22 protein-coding genes are annotated in these 19,064 nt (G+C 64.9%); 19 read left to right on the forward strand and 3 right to left on the reverse strand.

Annotated elements, in window-relative coordinates:
• Positions 1-38: 38 nt before the first annotated feature.
• Both FHR70_RS09250 and FHR70_RS09255 read left to right on the forward strand, forming a co-directional pair.
• On the forward strand, positions 39-761 hold the full coding sequence (locus FHR70_RS09250) for an SDR family NAD(P)-dependent oxidoreductase (protein ID WP_183450198.1): 723 nt from the start codon (positions 39-41) through the stop codon (positions 759-761).
• A 123-nt stretch (positions 762-884) separates the two neighbouring features.
• Complete coding sequence (locus FHR70_RS09255) at positions 885-1,313, forward strand: hypothetical protein (RefSeq protein ID WP_183449372.1); 429 nt, start codon at positions 885-887, stop codon at positions 1,311-1,313.
• 115 nt (positions 1,314-1,428) lie between these two features.
• On the opposite strand, the gene FHR70_RS09260 is transcribed toward FHR70_RS09255, so the two are convergent.
• Positions 1,429-1,731, reverse strand: a complete 303-nt coding sequence (locus FHR70_RS09260) for a hypothetical protein (RefSeq protein WP_183449374.1) — start codon at positions 1,729-1,731, stop codon at positions 1,429-1,431.
• A gap of 561 nt (positions 1,732-2,292) precedes the next feature.
• Here FHR70_RS09260 and FHR70_RS09265 point away from each other — a divergent pair.
• The 4 genes from FHR70_RS09265 (at position 2,293) to FHR70_RS09280 (ending at position 4,303) form a co-directional block, all read left to right on the forward strand.
• Positions 2,293-2,511, forward strand: a complete 219-nt coding sequence (locus FHR70_RS09265; protein ID WP_183449375.1) for a hypothetical protein — start codon at positions 2,293-2,295, stop codon at positions 2,509-2,511.
• 162 nt (positions 2,512-2,673) lie between these two features.
• Positions 2,674-3,087: a response regulator gene (locus FHR70_RS09270; RefSeq protein WP_183449377.1), complete on the forward strand. Its 414-nt coding sequence runs from the start codon at positions 2,674-2,676 to the stop codon at positions 3,085-3,087.
• A gap of 122 nt (positions 3,088-3,209) precedes the next feature.
• Complete coding sequence (locus FHR70_RS09275; RefSeq protein ID WP_183449379.1) at positions 3,210-3,695, forward strand: hypothetical protein; 486 nt, start codon at positions 3,210-3,212, stop codon at positions 3,693-3,695.
• Positions 3,696-3,832: 137 nt separating this feature from the next.
• Positions 3,833-4,303 (forward strand): cupin domain-containing protein, encoded by a 471-nt coding sequence (locus FHR70_RS09280; protein WP_210277554.1) that lies wholly within the window; start codon positions 3,833-3,835, stop codon positions 4,301-4,303.
• A gap of 21 nt (positions 4,304-4,324) precedes the next feature.
• Here the strand turns inward: FHR70_RS09280 and FHR70_RS09285 are convergent, their stop codons facing one another.
• Complete coding sequence (locus tag FHR70_RS09285) at positions 4,325-5,395, reverse strand: citrate synthase/methylcitrate synthase (RefSeq protein WP_183449382.1); 1,071 nt, start codon at positions 5,393-5,395, stop codon at positions 4,325-4,327.
• Positions 5,396-5,470: 75 nt separating this feature from the next.
• On the opposite strand from FHR70_RS09285, the gene FHR70_RS09290 reads away from it, so the two are divergent.
• The 5 genes from FHR70_RS09290 to FHR70_RS09310 all read left to right on the forward strand — a co-directional run bounded on the left by FHR70_RS09290 (position 5,471) and on the right by FHR70_RS09310 (position 8,479).
• Entirely contained in the window at positions 5,471-6,589 is a 1,119-nt protein-coding gene (locus FHR70_RS09290) for a citrate synthase family protein (RefSeq protein ID WP_183449384.1), read from the forward strand.
• Positions 6,586-7,035 carry an NUDIX hydrolase gene (locus FHR70_RS09295; protein ID WP_183449386.1) on the forward strand — a complete coding sequence of 150 codons (450 nt, stop codon included), beginning with the start codon at positions 6,586-6,588 and terminating at the stop codon, positions 7,033-7,035. Before FHR70_RS09290 ends, FHR70_RS09295 begins: the two co-directional genes overlap by 4 nt.
• Positions 7,032-7,622, forward strand: a complete 591-nt coding sequence (locus FHR70_RS09300; protein ID WP_343058766.1) for a TIGR02301 family protein — start codon at positions 7,032-7,034, stop codon at positions 7,620-7,622. The genes FHR70_RS09295 and FHR70_RS09300 overlap by 4 nt, the downstream gene beginning before the upstream one ends.
• A 173-nt stretch (positions 7,623-7,795) precedes the next feature.
• On the forward strand, positions 7,796-8,059 hold the full coding sequence (locus tag FHR70_RS09305) for a hypothetical protein (RefSeq protein WP_183449388.1): 264 nt from the start codon (positions 7,796-7,798) through the stop codon (positions 8,057-8,059).
• 93 nt (positions 8,060-8,152) lie between these two features.
• Entirely contained in the window at positions 8,153-8,479 is a 327-nt protein-coding gene (locus tag FHR70_RS09310) for a GIY-YIG nuclease family protein (RefSeq protein ID WP_183449390.1), read from the forward strand.
• A gap of 393 nt (positions 8,480-8,872) precedes the next feature.
• On the opposite strand, the gene FHR70_RS09315 is transcribed toward FHR70_RS09310, so the two are convergent.
• Positions 8,873-10,207: a dihydroorotase gene (locus tag FHR70_RS09315; RefSeq protein ID WP_183449392.1), complete on the reverse strand. Its 1,335-nt coding sequence runs from the start codon at positions 10,205-10,207 to the stop codon at positions 8,873-8,875.
• Between the two features lie 76 nt (positions 10,208-10,283).
• Between FHR70_RS09315 and ygfZ the strand changes: the two genes are divergently transcribed.
• From ygfZ to FHR70_RS09355, 8 genes are all read left to right on the forward strand, one after another.
• Positions 10,284-11,162, forward strand: coding sequence for a CAF17-like 4Fe-4S cluster assembly/insertion protein YgfZ (gene ygfZ, locus FHR70_RS09320; protein ID WP_246407986.1), 879 nt, complete (start codon positions 10,284-10,286; stop codon positions 11,160-11,162).
• A 113-nt stretch (positions 11,163-11,275) separates the two neighbouring features.
• Entirely contained in the window at positions 11,276-13,216 is a 1,941-nt protein-coding gene (locus tag FHR70_RS09325) for a hybrid sensor histidine kinase/response regulator (RefSeq protein WP_183449396.1), read from the forward strand.
• Positions 13,217-13,319: 103 nt separating this feature from the next.
• On the forward strand, positions 13,320-13,976 hold the full coding sequence (locus FHR70_RS09330; protein ID WP_183449398.1) for an FMN-binding negative transcriptional regulator: 657 nt from the start codon (positions 13,320-13,322) through the stop codon (positions 13,974-13,976).
• A complete protein-coding gene (gene aac(6') / locus FHR70_RS09335; protein WP_425487853.1) occupies positions 13,960-14,430 on the forward strand; it encodes an aminoglycoside 6'-N-acetyltransferase in 471 nt (156 codons plus the stop codon). The genes FHR70_RS09330 and aac(6') overlap by 17 nt, the downstream gene beginning before the upstream one ends.
• Before the next feature lie 57 nt (positions 14,431-14,487).
• Complete coding sequence (locus tag FHR70_RS09340) at positions 14,488-15,096, forward strand: DNA-3-methyladenine glycosylase I (protein WP_183449401.1); 609 nt, start codon at positions 14,488-14,490, stop codon at positions 15,094-15,096.
• Positions 15,096-15,689, forward strand: a complete 594-nt coding sequence (locus FHR70_RS09345) for a YfbR-like 5'-deoxynucleotidase (RefSeq protein WP_183449403.1) — start codon at positions 15,096-15,098, stop codon at positions 15,687-15,689. Before FHR70_RS09340 ends, FHR70_RS09345 begins: the two co-directional genes overlap by 1 nt.
• Before the next feature lie 109 nt (positions 15,690-15,798).
• Positions 15,799-16,308: a tyrosine phosphatase family protein gene (locus FHR70_RS09350; protein ID WP_183449405.1), complete on the forward strand. Its 510-nt coding sequence runs from the start codon at positions 15,799-15,801 to the stop codon at positions 16,306-16,308.
• 49 nt (positions 16,309-16,357) lie between these two features.
• The gene (locus FHR70_RS09355; RefSeq protein WP_183449407.1) at positions 16,358-19,063 is read left to right on the forward strand and encodes a DUF2339 domain-containing protein; all 2,706 of its coding nucleotides are present in this window, start codon (positions 16,358-16,360) and stop codon (positions 19,061-19,063) included.
• Position 19,064: the final 1 nt, after the last annotated feature.

The following is a 19,064-nucleotide window of genomic DNA, read 5'->3' on the forward strand; positions in this document are numbered from 1 at the left end:
GCCCGATGTCCTCTTCGCCCAGCAATTCCCGCCGCATCATGCTGCTCACCGGCGCCAGCCGCGGCATCGGGCATGCCACGGTGAAGCGCTTCTCCGCGGCCGGCTGGCGGGTGATCACCTGCTCGCGGCACGGCTTCCCTGAGAACTGCCCGTGGGAGATGGGGCCGGAGGATCACCTGCAGGTCGACCTCGCCGATGCTGAAGATACCCGCCGCGCCATCGCCGAGGTGAAGGAGCGTCTCGCCGCCGAGGGCGGCTGCCTGCACGCGCTCGTCAACAATGCGGGCATCTCGCCGAAAGGGGAAGGCGGCTCGCGGCTCGGCACCCTCGACACCCGCTACGAGGATTGGCTGCGGGTGTTCCAGGTCAACTTCTTCGCCTCGATCATGCTGGCCCGCGGCCTGCAGGACGAGCTCACCAAGGCCAAGGGCTCGGTGGTGAACGTGACCTCGATCGCGGGCTCGCGCGTCCATCCCTTCGCGGGCGCGGCCTATGCCACCTCCAAGGCAGCGCTCGCGTCGCTGACCCGCGAGATGGCGGGCGATTTCGGCCCGCTGGGCGTGCGCGTGAACGCCATCTCGCCGGGCGAGATCGATACCTCGATCCTCTCCCCCGGCACGGAGAAGATCGTCGAGCAGATCCCCATGCGGCGGCTCGGCACGCCGGACGAGGTGGCGAAAGCCATCTACTTCCTCTGCACGGACGCGAGCTCCTACGTGAACGGCGCGGAGCTCCACATCAACGGCGGCCAGCACGTCTGAAGCATCGGACCCAAAAGTGGACTTGCACTTTTGGGATCAATCCGATGCTTTCTCCTTAGAAGAGAGCATCGTTCGGGCGGAAAACCGGATACACTTTTCCGCACGATGCTCTAGAGGTGATCCATGCCCCTGCGGCTGTCCCGGCACCGAACGCGAAGCGCCCTGACCGCGCTGCTGATGCTCGGTTCGGCGACGGCCTCAGGCCAGGACGGCGATGAGAAAAACCCCTTCGCCGATCCGGACATGCAGCCCTCCTATCAGGCGCGCTGCCACGAGGTGCGGGCGCTGACCAAGGACCGGGAGACAGGCGCGACTCGTGTGGATTTCAGCGTCACGGGTCCCCTCGCCCTCGTGCATTTCGACGGCACGCTGGCCTATCTCGGCCTGTGCGGCACGGAGCCCGACCCGAAGGTGCTCTGCGTCACCTACCAGACCAACGACATGAAGGTCGGCGATCTGGTGACGGTGGCCGGCGGCTACAGCCGCCCGAACCCGGATTTCATCGTCCTCGATCCTTGCCTGGCTCAGCGGCCGGAGGAGCTGGCGCAGTAGGAAGCGTCACGCCGACTGCACGGACCGGATGATGACTGCATCACAACGGCAGGCCGCACCGCCCTCCTGGACAGAGGGGCGTCTGATGGAGACGCCTTCTCCATTTGCCGAGCTGTCAGGTCGCATTAAGCACGGTCCATCCGCAGTTAGGCATGTCATCGCCTTTGGCACATGCCAGCGCCCCGGAGCGGCTCTCGACCCATACGTTCGTGGCTGATGGCAGGATGATGCAGCGTTTCTGGGCGGTTTCCGATTTGACCTGTGCGATCCAAGCGCCGTTGTTGCCGCGCAGCTCGTTCAGGCGGTTTGCCGTGTCCGCTGTCGAGCAAAGGACGTGAAGGCTACGCAACGTAACGCGCTCGGCCTGTGCGAATGCGGGAGTGGCTGCAAGTGCCAGAACGAGAACAAGGCCTTTCATATTTGGTACCTTTCCTGTGACTGACGCGGGAGCCGGGACGTCAGGTTTTTCCCAACGGCGTCAGGTTGCTTCGTTCAGGAAACGCATAAGACAAGTTTCCCGATGCATACGCCAAAAGAGGGATGGTCGGCACTCCCATGATTCATGGACTGATTGGTTCAGACTTAGGTCTGACGACCTTCGCACCGAAAGGCACGTTTACGGAATGAACCTAACCGCCATGGTGTGAGAGGAGGACGGGACCTGTCGACGATATCTAGTCTGACCAAGTACTTCCCCAAGGAAAAACCTCATAATAAGGAAAGTACCCGTGGGCACCGAGCGAATTGGGAATTAATATACGGGATCGCCGTTAGTATTTAAGCGTAAGAATTAAAGCTCTCTCTTCACCTCGCCCCGCTATGTCCTCCCATGACTTACTCCCCGTTATCACCATCGGCGAACGAGAGTTTCAGCAGCATTGTTAACATAAGTTACTATTTTTGATTGCGGGGCTGGAACGAGCGCCGACCTGTCCAGTTTGCTTGCCAAGCTCTCCAAAGGGCAGGTCGGAGGAAGTGCATGCAGGACTCAGCTATCGAGGATTGGCAGGACGGTGAGCTTGTCGTGGTCCCTCTCGCGTGGAGGAATGACGGGCTCTGGTCCGAAATCCAGGCGACCACTCAAGGCAGCATCGGGGCCAATCTCCGAACGATGTATGGCGAGCTGCTTCAGCAGCCCCTGTCTCCTCTTCTCGATGACGTCGCACGGGAGATCGAACGGCGACTGACGGCCTCCTGAGTGCAGCAAGAGGTTCTTCACGCGGTCATGGATTACCTTCCCCATGACCTGCTCCCGAGACACAACAACCCTTCGGGACGATCCCTCGAAAAGGCCCCCCTCGATTAAGCCGCCGTTAATCCAATCAGGCGGAGAATCGGGCATCATCTGGAGGAAACCAGAATGGTCTCCGCTTCCCGGTCCAAGGTCAGTGTCCTTGTTGTCGAAGATGATGCGCTCACCCGCGAACTACTGACTCAACTGCTTTGTGCCGGTGGCTTTGATGTCATCGCTGTCCCGGCAGGAGATCGGGCTTTGCTGATCCTCTGCCACCTCGGCGAAGAGATCGATTGGCTCGTGAGCAAGGTCAGCCTTCCAGGCCTGGTTTGCGGATGGATCCTCGCTGACGAGTACCACGAGCATCACCCCAACCGGCCTGTGCTTCTGCTCTCGGATCTCGATCCGGCAGAGAAGCCGTCTGCCAACGCGGTTTTCATCCCACCACTGGCGCCTATGAGGGTTCTTGAGGTGCTGCAGGCTCTGAAGAGTCCCGAACCCGCGCAGGTACTCGCCTTCCCGATCACAAAGGCAGCATGACCTCCTCCCGCGACACTGCCTCTCCTGAAACCTCGGAGGGATCGTCTCTTTCCAGTGGCAATCCTTTGCTATAGGCCGGGCGCGGGCGTATTGCCCTGAAACCCAAAGGGGTAGGTGACGAAGTGATATTCGATCGGTTTCGAAACAAAAATTTTCTGAAGAAAGCCAACTCTGCGATCGATCAACTCACAGCCGAACGGGGTTTTGCCTTGAAAGTCGCAGCGGCAATTCCGAAGCTCGAAACGCTTTTTACTGAGTGGCGAAAAGAAGGCTTGAGTCCGGAACACTGTGCAACAATGCTTGTGGCAGATGTATATCCAAACCTGTTGTTCGCCGATCTCGATGATGAAACGCGCAAAGTTATCATCAAAGAGATCAATCACTTTTCGACAACGCGTAGCATGCCGACAAGTCATCCAGAGTTTGTGACTTTTAAATATATCAACCTGGACCTCCTGCTTACAAACTGGGTGAATCTGAATCTGATTCCTCCAGCCGCCGCCCTGCATGCGCGCCTTGAATTTACAGGAAAACTAGCAGGGCTCACCAAGGAACAACGTAGAGCTGCGGGTGACAGGATCGTCGCGAATGCAGTGAGCCGAGCATAACCTCCTCCCGCGTCAGTACTGCCATCTCCGAGCCCACCGGCCTGCCATCGCCCGGAATTGCCCTCTCAAATCGCCAAGCCCGCGTGTTAGCGTCGCGTAGTCGGTTTCAGACGCCATGAGAATCAAAAGGCGGGATGATGGATCAGGATTCGCGAGACAGGGCACTCGTCCGGCGGGCTGGCGAAGGCACCGGCAATCAGGCCTTCGATCTGCCCCGCACCTTCCTGGTTCGCTCCGATGAGGTGAACGGCGCCTTTTCCCATTGGATCGAAAAGGTCCCGGCCGGGGCCGGTCCGCCGATGCATGTGCATCACAGGGAGCAGGAGCTGTTCCGCGTTCTCGCCGGTCAATTCCGCTTCTGGTGCGCGGGAGAGGCTCAGGACCTGACGGACGGCGACACCGTCCTGATCCCCAAAGGCGCTCCGCACACCTTCAAGAATATCGGCTCCAGCGAGGGGCAACTGCTGATCACCTTGACCCCTGGCGATGGCGACGGCTTCTTCATCGAGGTCGAGCGGCTCGGTCTCCACCCGTCGCGGGATATGCCTCAGATCGTGGAGATTGCAGGCCGCTACGGTCTTGAGTTCGTCGGACCGCCTCCCGCGTGAGACAGGGACAGGACGAAGGCATTACGCCGCCTGCGCGGGCCAGGCCCCCACATAGCGCGATTGCGGCCGGATGATGCGGCCCGTGCGGGTCTGCTCGATAGCGTGGGCCACCCAGCCCGCCGCGCGGCCGGCGGCAAAGAGCGGCGTGAAGCCATCGCGGGGAACGCCCAGCGCATCGAGCAGGACGGCGGTGTAGAACTCCACATTGGTGTCGAGGCGGCGCCCCGGCTTGCGGCGCTCCAGAACCTTCAGGGCCGTGGCCTCGACGGCCTCGGCGAAGGCGATGCGGTTGCTCTTGCCTTTCAGGCGTCCGACTGCGGTCTTCAGCACATCCGCCCGTGGGTCGCGCACCTTATAGATGCGGTGGCCGAAGCCCATGAGGCGTTCGCCCCGGGCGATGGCATCGTCGAGCCAGGCCTCCGCATTGTCGACCGTGCCGATGTCATCCAGCATGTCGAGCACGGGTCCCGGCGCCCCGCCATGGAGCGGCCCCTTGAGAGCACAGAGCCCCGCCACGACTGAGGACAGGATGCCGGCCTGGGTCGAGGCGACCACGCGGGCCGTGAAGGTGGAGGCGTTGAGTCCGTGGTCGATCACCGTCACGAGGTAGGTGTCGAGGCCCTTCGCCTCGTCGCCTGAGACCGGCGCATCGCGCATCATGCGTAAGGTGTCCTCGGCGTGACCCAGTAGGGAATCGGGCGCGACCGGCGCGAGGCCTTGCGCGCCCCGCACGGCCATGGCGGCCGCAATGCCCGCCGCCCCGACGGCGAGAGAGGGGTGATCCTCGTCCGCATCGGGCAGGCTCGCCAGCAGCAGCCGCATGCCCTCCACCGGCGTGAGGCCGGCAAGCCGGGGGCTGAGCGGAGCGAGATACCTGTAAGCCCTCTGCCGGGCTTCGCTCAGGAGAGCCTTCGGGTCGGAAGCGGCGTGCGGGACAAGGCCCTCCCAGAGCATCGCCGTCACGTCCTCGAAGCTCACCCGACCGGCGAGCTCCTCCAGGTCGTGCCCGGCGATGATCAGGCGGCCCGCTTCGCCGTCCACATGGCTCAACGCCGTCTCGGCCGCCACCACGTCGTCCAGTCCGATGGTCATGAATGTTCTCCTGTGTTGAGGAGAGCTTCGCGCCGATCTTGCGGAAGGGTCAATCTTGAATCAACATATCAACATATGGATGCGCCATCACTTGATCTGACTTCCGCCGCAGAGGCCTCGTCCCGCCTCGGCGTCAGCCGGGCGAGCCTCTACGCCTATGTGAGCCGCGGCCTGATCCGCTCCTACGCCTCGCCGCACGATCCGCGCCAGCGCCTCTACGCCCTGGACGACGTGGAGGCCCTGGTGGAGCGCAAGGCCCGCTTTCGCCGGCCAACCGTCGCGGCCGCAACCGCCCTCGACTGGGGCCTGCCGGTGCTGGAGACGAGCATCACCCAGATCAGGGACGGGCGCCTCTTCTATCGCGGACAGGATGCCGTCGCCCTCTCGCAGACCGCCACCCTCGAGGACGTGGCACATCTCCTGATCGGAGCCCTCGACCGGGAGACGTTCACCCGCCCCTCCCGCATGCCGCTTTCCCTGCCCGGCCCTGCCTTCGGGCCGCATGCCTTCGTGGGGCAGGCGATCCGCCTTCTGTCCGAACCCTCTCCCAAGGAGACCCGTGCGGCGGAGGTGGCCGCGATCCTGCGTCTGACGGCGGCTGCCGCAAGCGGTGCCGATCCTGGCGTTGAGCCGATCCACCGGCACCTGGCCTTGGCCTGGAAAGCCCCGCCGCAGGCTGCCGAGGCGATCCGGCGCGCGCTGGTTCTCTGCGCCGATCACGAACTCAGCTCCTCGGCCTTCGCCGTGCGGGTGACCGCTTCCACCGGCGCATCCCTGCGCCATGCGGTCATCGCGGGTCTCGCGGCCCTGAGCGGCCCCTATCACGGGGGCATGACCGAGCGGGTCCGCGCCTTTCTGGATGCCCCCGGCACGGCACCCTCGCCCGGCTTCCGCCATCGCCTCTATCCCGAGGGCGATCCCCGGGGCCGGGTCCTTTTGGAAAACGTGCCGCTGCTCGCCTCCGATGCCACGACCCTGCGGGTCATCGCGGATTCCTCAGGCGGGTCGCCCAGCCTGGACGTGGCGCTTGTCATGGTGGAGCGAGCCTATGGACTGCCTCTGGGCGCTGCCTTTACGCTCTTTGCCATCGGGCGCACGGCCGGGTGGCTCGCTCACGCCATCGAGCAGCGCGGCCAGGCGACCCTCATCCGCCCGCGGGCCCGCTATGTCGCGGCCGAGGACAGGCCTTCATGACCAGCGACCGCTTCTACCCCGCCCGCCCCGTTCTCGCCGCCTCGGTGGCGGTGATCCGCGACAGGCGCATCCTGCTCGCCGCCAGGGGCAAGCCGCCGAGCGAGGGGTTGTTCTCCTTGCCCGGAGGCATGGTGGAGGTGGGCGAGACGCTCGCCGAGGCGGCCTTGCGGGAACTTCGCGAGGAAGTGGGGGTTGAGGCCAAGCTTATCGGCCTGATCGCCCCGGTGGAATTCATTGAAAGGGACGAGAAAGGCCATATAAGGCATCATGTCGTCATCGCCGCCCATGCGGCCCGCTGGGCTTCGGGCGAACCCCAGACAGGTCCGGAAGCAAAGGAAATCCGTTGGGTCACGGAACGGGACATCGTCGATCTGCCGCTGACGGCAGGACTGGCCGGGATTCTGGAGCAGGTGTTCCGGATCGCACGCGAGGATCGCGGGGCGTGAAACGCCTGGGCCTGATCCTCGCCGTTCCCGCGATACTGCTGGCTTTGCCCGCTCCGGCTTCGGCTCAGGGCTTCTTCGAGCGCCTGTTCGGACCTCCGGCAGGCCAGCAGCCGCAGCAGCCGGGCTATCGCCCCCTGCCGCAGCCGCTCCCTCAGCAGCAGTTCCGGCCGCAGCCTGCGCCGCAGCCACGGCGACCGCAGCCGCAGCGTCCGGCCGCCCAACCGCAACAGCAACAGCAGCCGCCGCAGCAGCAGGCGGAGCCCGCGCCTGCGGTCGAGCCGCCGCCCGCGCCCTACGAGAAGGAATTGCTGCGGCTCGCCGAGATCATGGGGTCGCTGGCCATGCTGCGCCCCCTCTGCAGCGCACCCGACGCCTCCGAATGGAGCCGGCGCATGCAGATTCTGCTCGAGGCGGAAGGCACCACGCCGGGCCGCAAGGAGCGGCTCGCGGGCGCCTACAACAAGGGCTATCAGGCCTATGCCCTCACCTATCGGGCCTGCACCCCTTCCGCGCAGGAAGCCTCGGTGCGCTTCCTGGCCGAGGGCGAGCTGCTCGCCCGCAACATCACCGGACGCTACGGCGGGTGACCGGGAGGCATGCTGTCCGACCGGAGGTGTTGCATTAGCGCCTCTTATCCACATTTTTCGGCCGATTGCCCCTCGCGTTAACCTCCTTGCAAGGTGATGCTGGCGGCGGGTCGGCGCGACGTCTAGAAATGATTCAACCGAACTCGCGCGCTGCCCCTCAAGGGGCCTGGATCATGAACGATAACGACGTCCTTCTCGACGAATCGCACGACCTCAGCGCCCTCAAGCAGGCGGCCCTGAGCTATGTGACCGAGGCCTTCGCCGAGGCCGAGCTCGACGGGCTCGACGGCGACTGCATGGCCCAGGCTGCCCTCTTCGCAGCCTTCACCGAGCTGGTCGCCACCTATGGCGAGGAGGCCGTTGCGGAATATGCCGCCACCCTGCCGGACAAGATCCGCACGGGCGCGTTCTCGATGGCGATGTCGCTGAAGCATTGAGGGATCTGCTACTCCCCTAACCTCACCCTTCGAGACGCAGACTACGTCTGCTCCTCAGGATGAGGCTACATTGTATATCGCCTAGGTGCTGCAATGAATGGCTGCTGGTTCTATATCCTGCGCTGTGCCGACGGCAGCTACTACACCGGCACGAGCCGGTCGGAGGATCTGGAAACGCGCGTCAGTCAGCACAACCAAGGCATCTTTGGCGGCTATACGGCGAAGCGACGGCCCGTTGCTCTCGTCTACTCAATCCAGTTCGGCAGCATCACCGATGCGATTGCCTACGAGAGACGGGTCAAAGGATGGTCGAGAGCCAAGAAAGAAGCGTTGATCAGAGGCGATTTCGACGCTCTTCATAGCCTGTCGAAAAGCCGTCGCTCAGATCTCAAGGCGACAGGTGAAGCGGACCAGACTTAGACATCCAAACATTACAAACTCAACCTCATCCTGAGGAGCATGCGGAGCAGGCGTCTCGAAGGATGGTCCAGTGGTCTCTTGAGACGCCTCGTCCTTCGAGACGGATTGCGCCGCAATCCTCCTCAGGATGAGGCTGTGGTGGCGCCTCGATCTTTCCAGCCTCTCGATGGAAGATCTTCTTTCGCCTCTTGAATCAGCCACTCCACAAGCTCAATCGGAAGATTTCTTCGATAGGCGCTGAAGACCATATCGTGACTTTGATCTGAATAGAAAACGTCGGTTACAGCTACGTGCGGTTCTTCAATTATATCCTGAACTTCAGGTACACGCCATCTTCAATGACATCGCTGCAAACCCAGAGGCTATAACGACGCCCTCGAAACTCTACAGCTCTCATCTCGCCAACGTCTCCTCGAACCGCACCACCTCGCCCTGCGAAGGCGTCTCAAGCGCGCCGTCCCACATCACCACATAGCCGCGCACCACGGTGCCTACGGGCCAGCCCGTGACCTTCTTGCCGTCGTAGGGCGTCCACTGCGATTTGGATGCAATCCAGTCGTTGGTGATCGTCTCGGTGCGCTTCAAATCGACCACAGTGAAATCCGCATCGTACCCGACGGCGATGCGACCCTTGCCGGCGATGCCGAACAGGCGCTTGGGGCCGGCGCTCGTCATGTCGACGAAGCGCTCGAGCGTGAGGCGGCTCGCATTCACGTGGTCGAGCATGATCGGCACCAGCGTCTGCACGCCGGTCATGCCGGAGGGCGTGTTGGGATAGGTCTTGTCCTTCTCCTCGCGCGTATGCGGCGCATGGTCGGAGCCGAGGATGTCGGCGACGCCCTCGTCCAGTCCCTGCCACAGCGCGGCGCGGTGGAGTTCGTCGCGCACGGGCGGATTCATCTGGATATAGGTGCCGAGGCGCTCGTAATCCTCCGGCCCCACCAGCGTCAGGTGATGCGGCGTGACCTCCACCGACACGAGATCCTTGTGCTCCTTGAGGAGCGCCATCTCTTCCGCCGTGGTGATGTGGAGCACGTGGATGCGCGCGCCGGTCTCGCGCGAAATGCGCACGAGGCGCTGCGTGCAGGCGAGAGCCACTTCGGCCGAGCGCCACACGGGATGCGAGCGCGGGTCCCCCTCGACGCGCAGATTCTTGCGTTCTCGCAGCATCGCCTCGTCCTCGGAATGGAAGGCGGCGCGGCGACGCGTGCGGCGCAGGATATTGGCGATGCCCGCGTCATCCTCGACGAGGAGCGAGCCGGTGGACGAGCCCATGAACACCTTGATGCCGGCGGCGCCCGGCAGGCGCTCCAACTCCGGCACATCGGCCGCGTTCTCGTGCGTGCCGCCGACCCAGAAGGCGAAGTCGCAATGCATGCGGTGATGGCCGCGCCGCACCTTGTCCGCGAGAGCGTCCCGCGTCGTGGTCTGCGGATCGGTGTTGGGCATCTCGAACACCGCCGTGACGCCGCCCATCACGGCCGCGCAGGAGCCCGATTCGAGATCTTCCTTGTGGTCGAGGCCCGGCTCGCGGAAATGCACCTGGGTGTCGATCACGCCCGGCAGGATGTGCAGGCCCCGGCACTCGATCTCCCGCGCGGCGGAGGCTTGCGACAGGTCGCCGATGGCCGCGATCTTTCCGCCGCGCACGCCGATGTCGCGTTCCACGCGTCCGTCGTGGTTCACCACGATGCCGCCTTTGAGGATCAGGTCGAAGGTCTGGGGCATGGCAATCTCATCCCTTGAGGCCGCTGCGGAAGGGGCATATGTCAAAGCTCGATCAGGAACAACTGGAGCGGGGCACATGCCGTCAGTCCATCTGGCCGACCGGGGCGTGGTAAGGGTTTCGGGCGAGGACGCCAAGACTTTTCTCGACAACCTCATCACCTGCGACCTGGACCGGGTCTCGCCCGAGGCCGCGCGCTTCGGCGCCCTGCTGACGCCGCAGGGCAAGATCCTGTTCGACTTCCTGGTTTTCCAGGCGCCGGAGGAGATCGGCGGCGCCTATTATCTCGACGTGCTCAAGGTCTACGCACCCGACCTCGCCAAGCGCCTCGGCTTTTACAAGCTGCGGGCGAAGGTGGCGGTCGAGGACCTGTCCGATTCGCTCTCCGTCATCGCCGGCTGGGATGCGCCACGGCCCGATGACGAGGCGGGGCTCGTCGTTGAGGATCCGCGGGTGCCTGCTTTGGGCTGGCGCGGCATCGTCGCGGCGCAGGACGTGGCGGAATTCGCCAACGACCCGGCCGAGACCTATCACGCGCACCGCATTGCGCTCGGCGTGCCGGAGGGCGGGCGCGATTTCCTGTTCGGGGACGCCTTCCCGCACGAGGCCCTGATGGATCAGCTCCAGGGGGTCGACTTCGATAAGGGCTGCTACGTCGGCCAGGAGGTGGTCTCCCGCATGCAGCATCGCGGCACGGCCCGCACCCGCATCGTGCCGGCCGTTTACGAGGGCGGTTTTGCGGCCGAGACGGGCGTCGAGGTGACGGCGGGCGACAAGGCGCTCGGCAAGACCGGCACAGGCGCCGAGGGGCGTGGGCTCGTGATGATCCGCCTCGACCGCACGGAAGATGCCCTCAAAGCCGGGGAGACGATCCGGGCCGGCGGCATTCCGGTGCAGCTTGAAAAGCCCTTCTGGATCAGGTTTGCGTTCCCCGGCGAGCAAGGCCCTGCGTCCTGAACCGGCAAAAAGCCAAGCTTGCGGCGGAACGAAATCCTCACGGAAACGTTACGACTAATCGACCTGGGAACGGCCTGACCCAAGAGCCGGCCTGGGTGTGCTGGGGAAACTTGATGAATGTATTGCAAAGTGTCGGGCCGGCGCCACACGAAGGGCGCTTTCAGCTTCTCGTCGATGCGGTCACCGACTATGCGATCTACATGCTCGACCCCACGGGCATCGTCTCCAGCTGGAATGCAGGCGCGCAGCGCTTCAAGGGATATACGCAGGACGAAATTCTCGGCGAACATTTTTCGCGATTTTACACGGACGAGGACAAGGCCACGGAGCTGCCCCGGCGGGCACTGGAGACGGCGGCCCGCGAGGGCAAGTTCGAGGCCGAGGGCTGGCGCCTGCGCAAGGATGGCACGCGCTTCTGGGCTCATGTGGTCATCGACCCGATCCGCGACTCCCGCGGCGACCTGATCGGCTTTGCCAAGATTACCCGCGACCTGACCGAGCGGAAACGGGCGCAGGAAGCCCTGAAGGAGAGCGAGGAGCGCTTCCGCCTGCTGGTTCATGGCGTTACCGATTATGCGATCTACATGCTCGACCGGCAGGGCCATGTAACCAACTGGAATGCAGGCGCCGAGCGCATCAAGGGCTATTCCCAGGACGAGATCGTCGGCAAACATTTCTCAGAGTTCTACACCCCTGAGGACAAGGCCACGGAGCTTCCCCGGCGCGCGCTGGAGACGGCGGCCCGCGAGGGCAAGTTCGAGGCCGAGGGCTGGCGCCTGCGCAAGGATGGCACGCGCTTCTGGGCGAGCGTGGTCATCGATTCCATTCGCAACGACCTCGGCGAGATCATCGGCTTTGCCAAGATCACCCGCGACATCACCGAGCGCCGGCAGGCCCAGGAAGCCCTGGCCCAGGCGCAGGCCGCCCTCTTCCAGGCGCAGAAGATGGAGGCCGTGGGGCAGCTCACGGGCGGCGTCGCGCATGACTTCAACAACCTGCTGACGATCATCGTCAACAGCCTGGATCTTCTCACCCGCAACACCCGCGATGCCCGCGACATGCGGCTGATCGAGAGCGCCCAGCGCGCCGCCGAACGGGGCGCGAAGCTGACGCAGCAATTGCTGGCCTTTTCCCGCCGTCAGCCGCTTCAGCCGGCCCTGCACAATCCGAACACCCTGATCGGGGGCTTCGAGGCCATCCTGCGCCGGGCCTGCGGTGAACTGGTCAAGCTGCAGCTGGCGCTCGCCCCACGGGTTCGGTCGATCTCGGTGGACGGGCCGCAATTCGAGGCGGCCCTCCTCAACCTCATCGTCAATGCCCGCGATGCCATGCCGGAGGGCGGATCGCTGAGGATCACGACCGGCAACGTGACCTTGGGCGAGAACGGGCAGACCATCGCTGAGCTGAAGCCCGGCCCCTATGTCTCTGTGACGGTGGCAGATACGGGCTCAGGCATGGCGCCCGAGATTCTCGACCGCGTCTTCGAGCCCTTCTTCACCACCAAGGAGATCGGCAAGGGAACGGGCTTAGGCTTAAGCCAAGTCTATGGCTTCGTGACGCAGTCGGGCGGTCACATCAAGGTCGACAGCACCCCGGGACAGGGCACCACAATCACCATGCTGCTGCCAGCCCAGGATAACGGAGAAGAGGCCGTGGAAGACGAGGATGGGACGGAGCGTCCGATCCAGGACAGCGCCGGCACCGTGCTGATCGTCGAGGACGAGCCCGCCGTGCTGGAAGTGGCGAGCGACATCTTCGACAGTCTCGGTTACGACGTGCTGACCGCCACCGATGCCAGGGAAGCGATTGCGGTTCTGGGAAGCGATGCCGCGATCGACGTGATGTTCAGCGACGTGATCATGCCCAACGGCATGAACGGCGTCGAACTCTCCCGCAAGGCGCACGAGATGCGCCCTCACCTCAAGATCCTGCTGGCCTCGGGCTATCCCATGTCGGCCCTGCCGACCGAGGGCCTCGGCGTGGGTGTCTCCTTCATCAGCAAGCCCTATCGCTGGACGGAGCTTGCCGACAAGCTGCGGGCGCTCCGCTCCTGAGCGTGATGGCCATCGCCCTACGTGATGGACGGCATCGGCAATTTTGATTGGTGCGCCTTAAGGCTTCCCGCTAGCATCCCGGCAGAATCGACCCGGGAATGCCATGTATCAGCCACCCCACTTTCGCGAGGACAATCTTGAGGTTCAGCATGCCCTGATCAGGGCCCATCCGCTTGGGCTTCTGGTGACCCTGGGCGGCGCGGGGCTCGTGGCCAATCCCATTCCCTTCGTGCTCGACGCCTCCGCCTCGCCGCTCGGAACCCTCAAGGCCCATCTGTCGCGGGCGAACGGCCAATGGCAGGATTTCAAGCCCGACCTGGAGGCCCTCGTCGTCTTCCAGGGACCGGAGACCTACATCACCCCGTCCTGGTATGCGGCCAAGCGCGAGCACGGCAAGGTCGTGCCGACCTGGAACTACGCCATCGTGCAGGCCCATGGCCGCATGCGCGTCATCGACGATCCGGATTGGCTTCTCCGGCAGATCACGGCCATGACGGACGTGCAGGAAGCTGCCCGGCCCGAGCCCTGGAATGTGGGCGACGCGCCAGCTCCCTTCGTGGCGGCGCAGCTCAAGGGAATCGTCGGCATCGAGATCGAGATCACCCGGATCGAGGGCAAGTGGAAGGTGAGCCAGAACCGGTCGGAAGCCGACCGTCTGGGTGTGGCCGAGGGCCTGCGGCTCGCGCAGGACGATGCCTCGCGGCACATGGCGGATCTGGTCGATGCGCGGGGAGCCTTGCCAGGTGGCCGACAATCTTGAACCGCGCGTCGAGCCCTGCATCCTGCAGACGCTCGAGGAATGGGTGGCCCTGCGGCATGCACTCTGGCCCGAGGGGCCAAAGGAAGAGCATCGCTCCGAGGCACAGGCCATGCTCTGGGAGCAGAAGGAAGCCATCGCGCTTCTCGTCCGCCTCCCGGACGGCACGCCGGCGGGCTTTGCGGAAGCGGCTTTGCGCCACGACTACGTGAATGGCTGCGCCACCTCTCCGGTGGCCTTTCTCGAAGGCATCTACGTGCAGCCGGAGCATCGCGGCAAGGGCCTCGCCCGGCTGCTTTGCCGGGCGGTCGAGCGCTGGGCGAGACACCTCGGCTGCAGCGAATTCGCCTCCGACGTTCTCATCGACAACACCGCGTCACAGAGCATGCACAAGGCCCTGGGCTTCGAGGAGACGGAGCGGGTGGTGTATTTCCGGAAGCCGCTGTCGTCATCCTGACAGGTTTGGTCAGGTGTGGATCTTCCCGTTTCCCTGCACTCCCGCTACACAGGCTGCATGAGCGACGGACTGATCCTGCATCCCGACAACAAGACCCGCTGCTGGTGGCCCGGCACTGATCCCTTCTATGTCGAGTACCACGACACCGAATGGGGCGTGCCTGAGTTCGAAGACCGGGCGCTCTTCGAGAAGCTCATTCTCGATGGATTCCAGGCAGGCCTGTCCTGGATCACGATCCTGCGCAAGCGCGAGAATTTCCGCCGCGCCTTTGCGGGCTTCGACCCGGCCGTGATCGCCCGGTTCGATCAGGCGCAGGTGGAGGCGCTGATGCTCGATACGGGCATCGTGCGCAACCGCGCCAAGATCGAGGCAACCGTTGCCGGCGCCCGCGCGTGGCTCGACATCCAGGAGCGCGGCGGCTTTTCGAAATTTCTCTGGGATTTCGTCGACGGACGGCCGGTTCAGCCGAAGCTCAAAACCCGCAAGGACGTGCCCACCGAAACCGAGGTCTCGCGCAAGATCTCGAAGGCGCTGAAGAAGGAAGGCTTCAACTTCGTCGGTCCCACCATCGTTTATGCGTTCATGCAGGCGGTGGGCATGACGAACGATCACCTCACCGGCTGCTACCGCCATGCGGAATGTGCGGCGCTGGCCAAGGATCTCTGATGGCCAAGGAACCGCGCGTCTGGCAGCGGATGCTCTCCGGCCGCCGCCTCAACCTGCTCGATCCGTCACCGCTCGATGTGGAGCTCGACGACATCGCCCACGGGCTCGCCCGCGTCGCACGATGGAACGGGCAGACGGTGGGCGGGCACATTTTCTCCGTCGCGCAGCATTCGCTGCTCGTCGAGGCCATTGCGAGCCACATCGATCCGGACATGTCACGCGAGTGGCGGCTTGCGGTGCTGCTGCACGATGCGCCGGAATACGTGATCGGGGACATCATCTCGCCCTTCAAGGCAGTGATCGGCGACGCGTACAAGACCATCGAGGCGGGCCTGCTCGGGGCGATCCATCTTCATTTCGGACTGCCCGCCCAGCCGGCTGCCGTTCTCAAGCGCTTCATCAAGCAGGCTGATCGACAGGCCGCCTTCCTGGAGGCGACGCATCTCGCAGGATTCGGCCGCGAGGAGGCGATCAAGATCTTCGGCCGGCCCGAGCCCCTGCCCCGCACGGTTCTGACGCTTCTTGAGCCCTGGCCGGTGGCGGCCGCCGAAGAGCGCTATCATGAGAAGGTCACGGCGGCGCTGGCGAAGTGATCCTCGCCCCTCGAACTCTCTGCCCTCATCGTGAGGAGGCCAGGGTTAGTATCAACGGCAATAGCAAACCGAATCGTGTAAGGCTTCCCGCCCGTCCGGAACCAGATCCATGCCGACCCTCCACGTCTGCCCCCTCTCCCGCCTGCACGACACCGTGGCGGAAACCCGCGCCAGCCACGTGGTGAGCCTCATGGGAGTCACCGCCGAGGTGCCACGCGTCGTGGCCGAGCATCATCTCTTCATCGGCGTCAGCGACATCGTGGAGCCGCTCGAAGGCCATGTGCTCGCGGGCGCCGAGCACATGGAGAAACTGCTCGCCTTCGTCCGGGCCTGGGGACGGGAAAGCCCCCTCGTGCTCCATTGCTGGGCCGGGATCAGCCGCTCGACGGCCGCGGCCTATATCGCGGCCTGCGCCCTGGCACCGGAGCGGGACGAGGCATCCATCGCGGCGGCCCTGCGCGAAGCCTCCCCCAGCGCAACCCCGAACGCGCGGTTCGTTGCGCTCGCCGACGACATTCTCGGCCGGCGCGGCAGGATGGTGGATGCGATCCGGAGCATCGGGCGCGGGGCCGAGGCTATGGAGGGCACGCCCTTCATGTTACAGCTTGGCGGCAGCTAGCCGATTCCGGGTCGGACGGTCAGCCCGACACAGAAGCCGAGATCGCCCCTTGGAAATCCCTTTCCTCGTCCTGCTGGCCCTCAGTATTCCGGTCTGCGCCATCGCGGGCCTGGTTCTCGGACTCTCGGCCCGCAGCAGGCTGACGCTCCTGCAGGGACGGATTGCGGCCCTGGAGAGTGAACTGCAACTGCTCCGGCCGCAGGCGGAACCACCCGCCTCCACGGCAGACCGGCAGGTTCCAGCCCCCACCCCGGAGGCTCCTGCCGAACAGGCTCCCGCACCGGATGCCTCCCTGGAGCCTGAGGCCGAGACGACCCGACCGGCGGGCTCCGTCCCGACCATCCCGGTCACGCCGCAGCAGCCGGCACCTCCGGATCGCGGCCTCGAGGAGACGCTCGGCTCCCGCTGGGCCGTGTGGGTCGGCGGCGTGGCGCTCGCCCTCGGGGGCATCTTTCTCGTCCGCTATTCCATCGAACAGAACCTGCTGAGCCCCGCCACCCGCATCGCCCTCGGCGGCCTCTTCGCCCTGGCCCTCATCGGAGCCGGTGAATGGCTGCGGCGCCGGGAGAGCGGCATCGCCCTGCCGGGCGTTCCCAGCGCGAACGTGCCCAGCATCCTGACAGCGGCCGGAACCTGCGGGGCCTTTGCGGCCGCCTATGCGGCCTACGCGCTCTACGGCCTGATCGGCCCGGCGGCCGCCTTCGTGATCCTCGGCCTGATCGCGGTTCTCACCATGGTCGCATCGACCCTGCACGGGCCCATCCTGGCCGCCCTCGGCCTGCTCGGCGCCATGGGCAGCCCGCTTCTCGTCTCGTCCGACGAGCCGCAGCCCTGGGCGCTCGTGATCTATCTCGCCTTCGTGGTGCTGCCCGCCTATGGAGTCGCGCGTCTGCGCCTGTGGCGCTGGCTGGCGCTCGCGGCCGCAACCGGCGTGCTGATCTGGACGCTCCTGATCTTCATCCTGGACGCACAGGACGCCCTGCCGGCCATGGCGCATCTGGTGATCCAGACCGGCTTGGCTGCCCTCTTCCTGGCGGCCCTTCCCTATCGCCATATCGCCGACGCCGAGAGCGCCATTGATCGGGCGGCCAGCGTCGTGCTTCTGGCCCTCACGATTGCCGCTGTCGCAGTGTCGGGCACGGTCGCGGCCGGCGACGGGCGCGCGATCTTCGTTGCCGCCATCGCGTTCCTCCTGCTGGCAACAGGCATCCGCTTCGCCCCGGCGGCCCCGGCTGCCGCCTGGGCGGCCCTGATCATCGTCGGCGCCCTTCTGGTTTGGCCCATCCGGGCCGATCTCGGCGGCGCGCCTGAAAATCTTCTCTACCAGAGCGGCGATGTCTTCGCGGTGCGGCCGCACGCGCTCGAAATCTATCTCGGCCTCGCACTTCTCGCTCCCGCGGCCATCGCCGCCGCCGCCCTCCTCCGGCTGGTGCGCTCGCCGGACCTGCGCCTGTCCACCGCCGCTTGGTACGCGGGAGCCGCCACCATCGGCCCACTCCTGACTCTCGTGGCAGCCTATTGGCGGGTGGCATCCCTGGAGCGGAGCCTGTCCTTCGCTCTCATCGCCGGGGGACTGGCCCTCGCCTTCATCGCCGCCACCCGCTGGCTCAGCCGCCAGGACGGCGCGGATAGCACTCCGATCCGGCTTGGCCTCGGGGCCGCTGCCTCGGCAGCCCTGGCAGCGCTTGCCCTCGGCCTGACCTTCGCCCTCGACAAGGGGATGCTGACGGTCGCCTTCGCACTGACGGCCTTAGGCACGGCCTGGGTTTCCGAGCGAACCGCTCTGACGGCCCTGCGCTATGCCGTCGGCGCAATCGGGTTGATCGTTCTGGGGCGACTGATCGCCAACCCGACCATCGTGGACGGCGATCCCGGACCGATCCTGTTCAACTGGCTGCTTTGGGGCTACGGCGTCCCGGCCGTGGCCTTCCTGGCAGCGAGCCGTTTGTTGGAGCGATCCGGCCGCGACAGGATCGTGCAACTGACCGAGAGCCTGGGAATTGTCTTTGCCACCTTCCTGGTCTTCTTCGAGATCCGCCACGCCCTCCGGGCGGGAGATCCGCTGGCGCTCACGACCGATCTCCTCGAGGTCGGACTGGTTGCAACCGAGAGCCTCGTCTTCGCGATTCTCCTGACGCGCCTGGACATCAGGCGCGGGGATCCGGTCTACCGCTGGGGCTCCCTGATCTTCAAGATCGCCTCTCTGGCGCTCTGCGCCGGAGGCCTTCTTCTCATCGAGAACCCGCTGAGAACGGACGATTGGATCCTGGGTGGACTCATCCTTAACGCTTTGATCCTGGCCTATCTGCTCCCATCCATTCTGGCTGCTGGTCTGGCCTTGGTCGAACGTGGCACCCGCCCCCGCTTCTACAGCCTGTCCTCGGCGATCCTGAGCCTGCTCCTGTTCTCCGCCTATGTCGGGCTGGAGATCCGGCGAGTGTTCCTCCTGCCCAAGATTGGCTTATGGCGCGGCTTCACCCAGGGTGAGCATTGGAGCTACTCGGTGGCCCTGCTGGTCACGGGCATCCTGCTCCTGGGCTTAGGCCTTGCCCGCAACAACCGCTTTGCACGGCTGGCTTCGGCGGCTTATCTGGTGCTGGCGGTGCTGAAGGTGTTCATCGTGGATCTCGCCAATCTGGAGGGCGTCATGCGCGCCCTGTCATTTATTGGCCTCGGGCTTGTTCTCATCGGCATCGGTCTCGTCTATCAGAGACTCCTCGCCCATCGACCCAGCAATGCCGCAATCCCATCGTGAC

The sequence above is a fragment of the Microvirga lupini genome, assembly GCF_014191055.1.
In the GTDB taxonomy this organism is placed as follows: Bacteria; Pseudomonadota; Alphaproteobacteria; order Rhizobiales; family Beijerinckiaceae; genus Microvirga; species Microvirga lupini_A.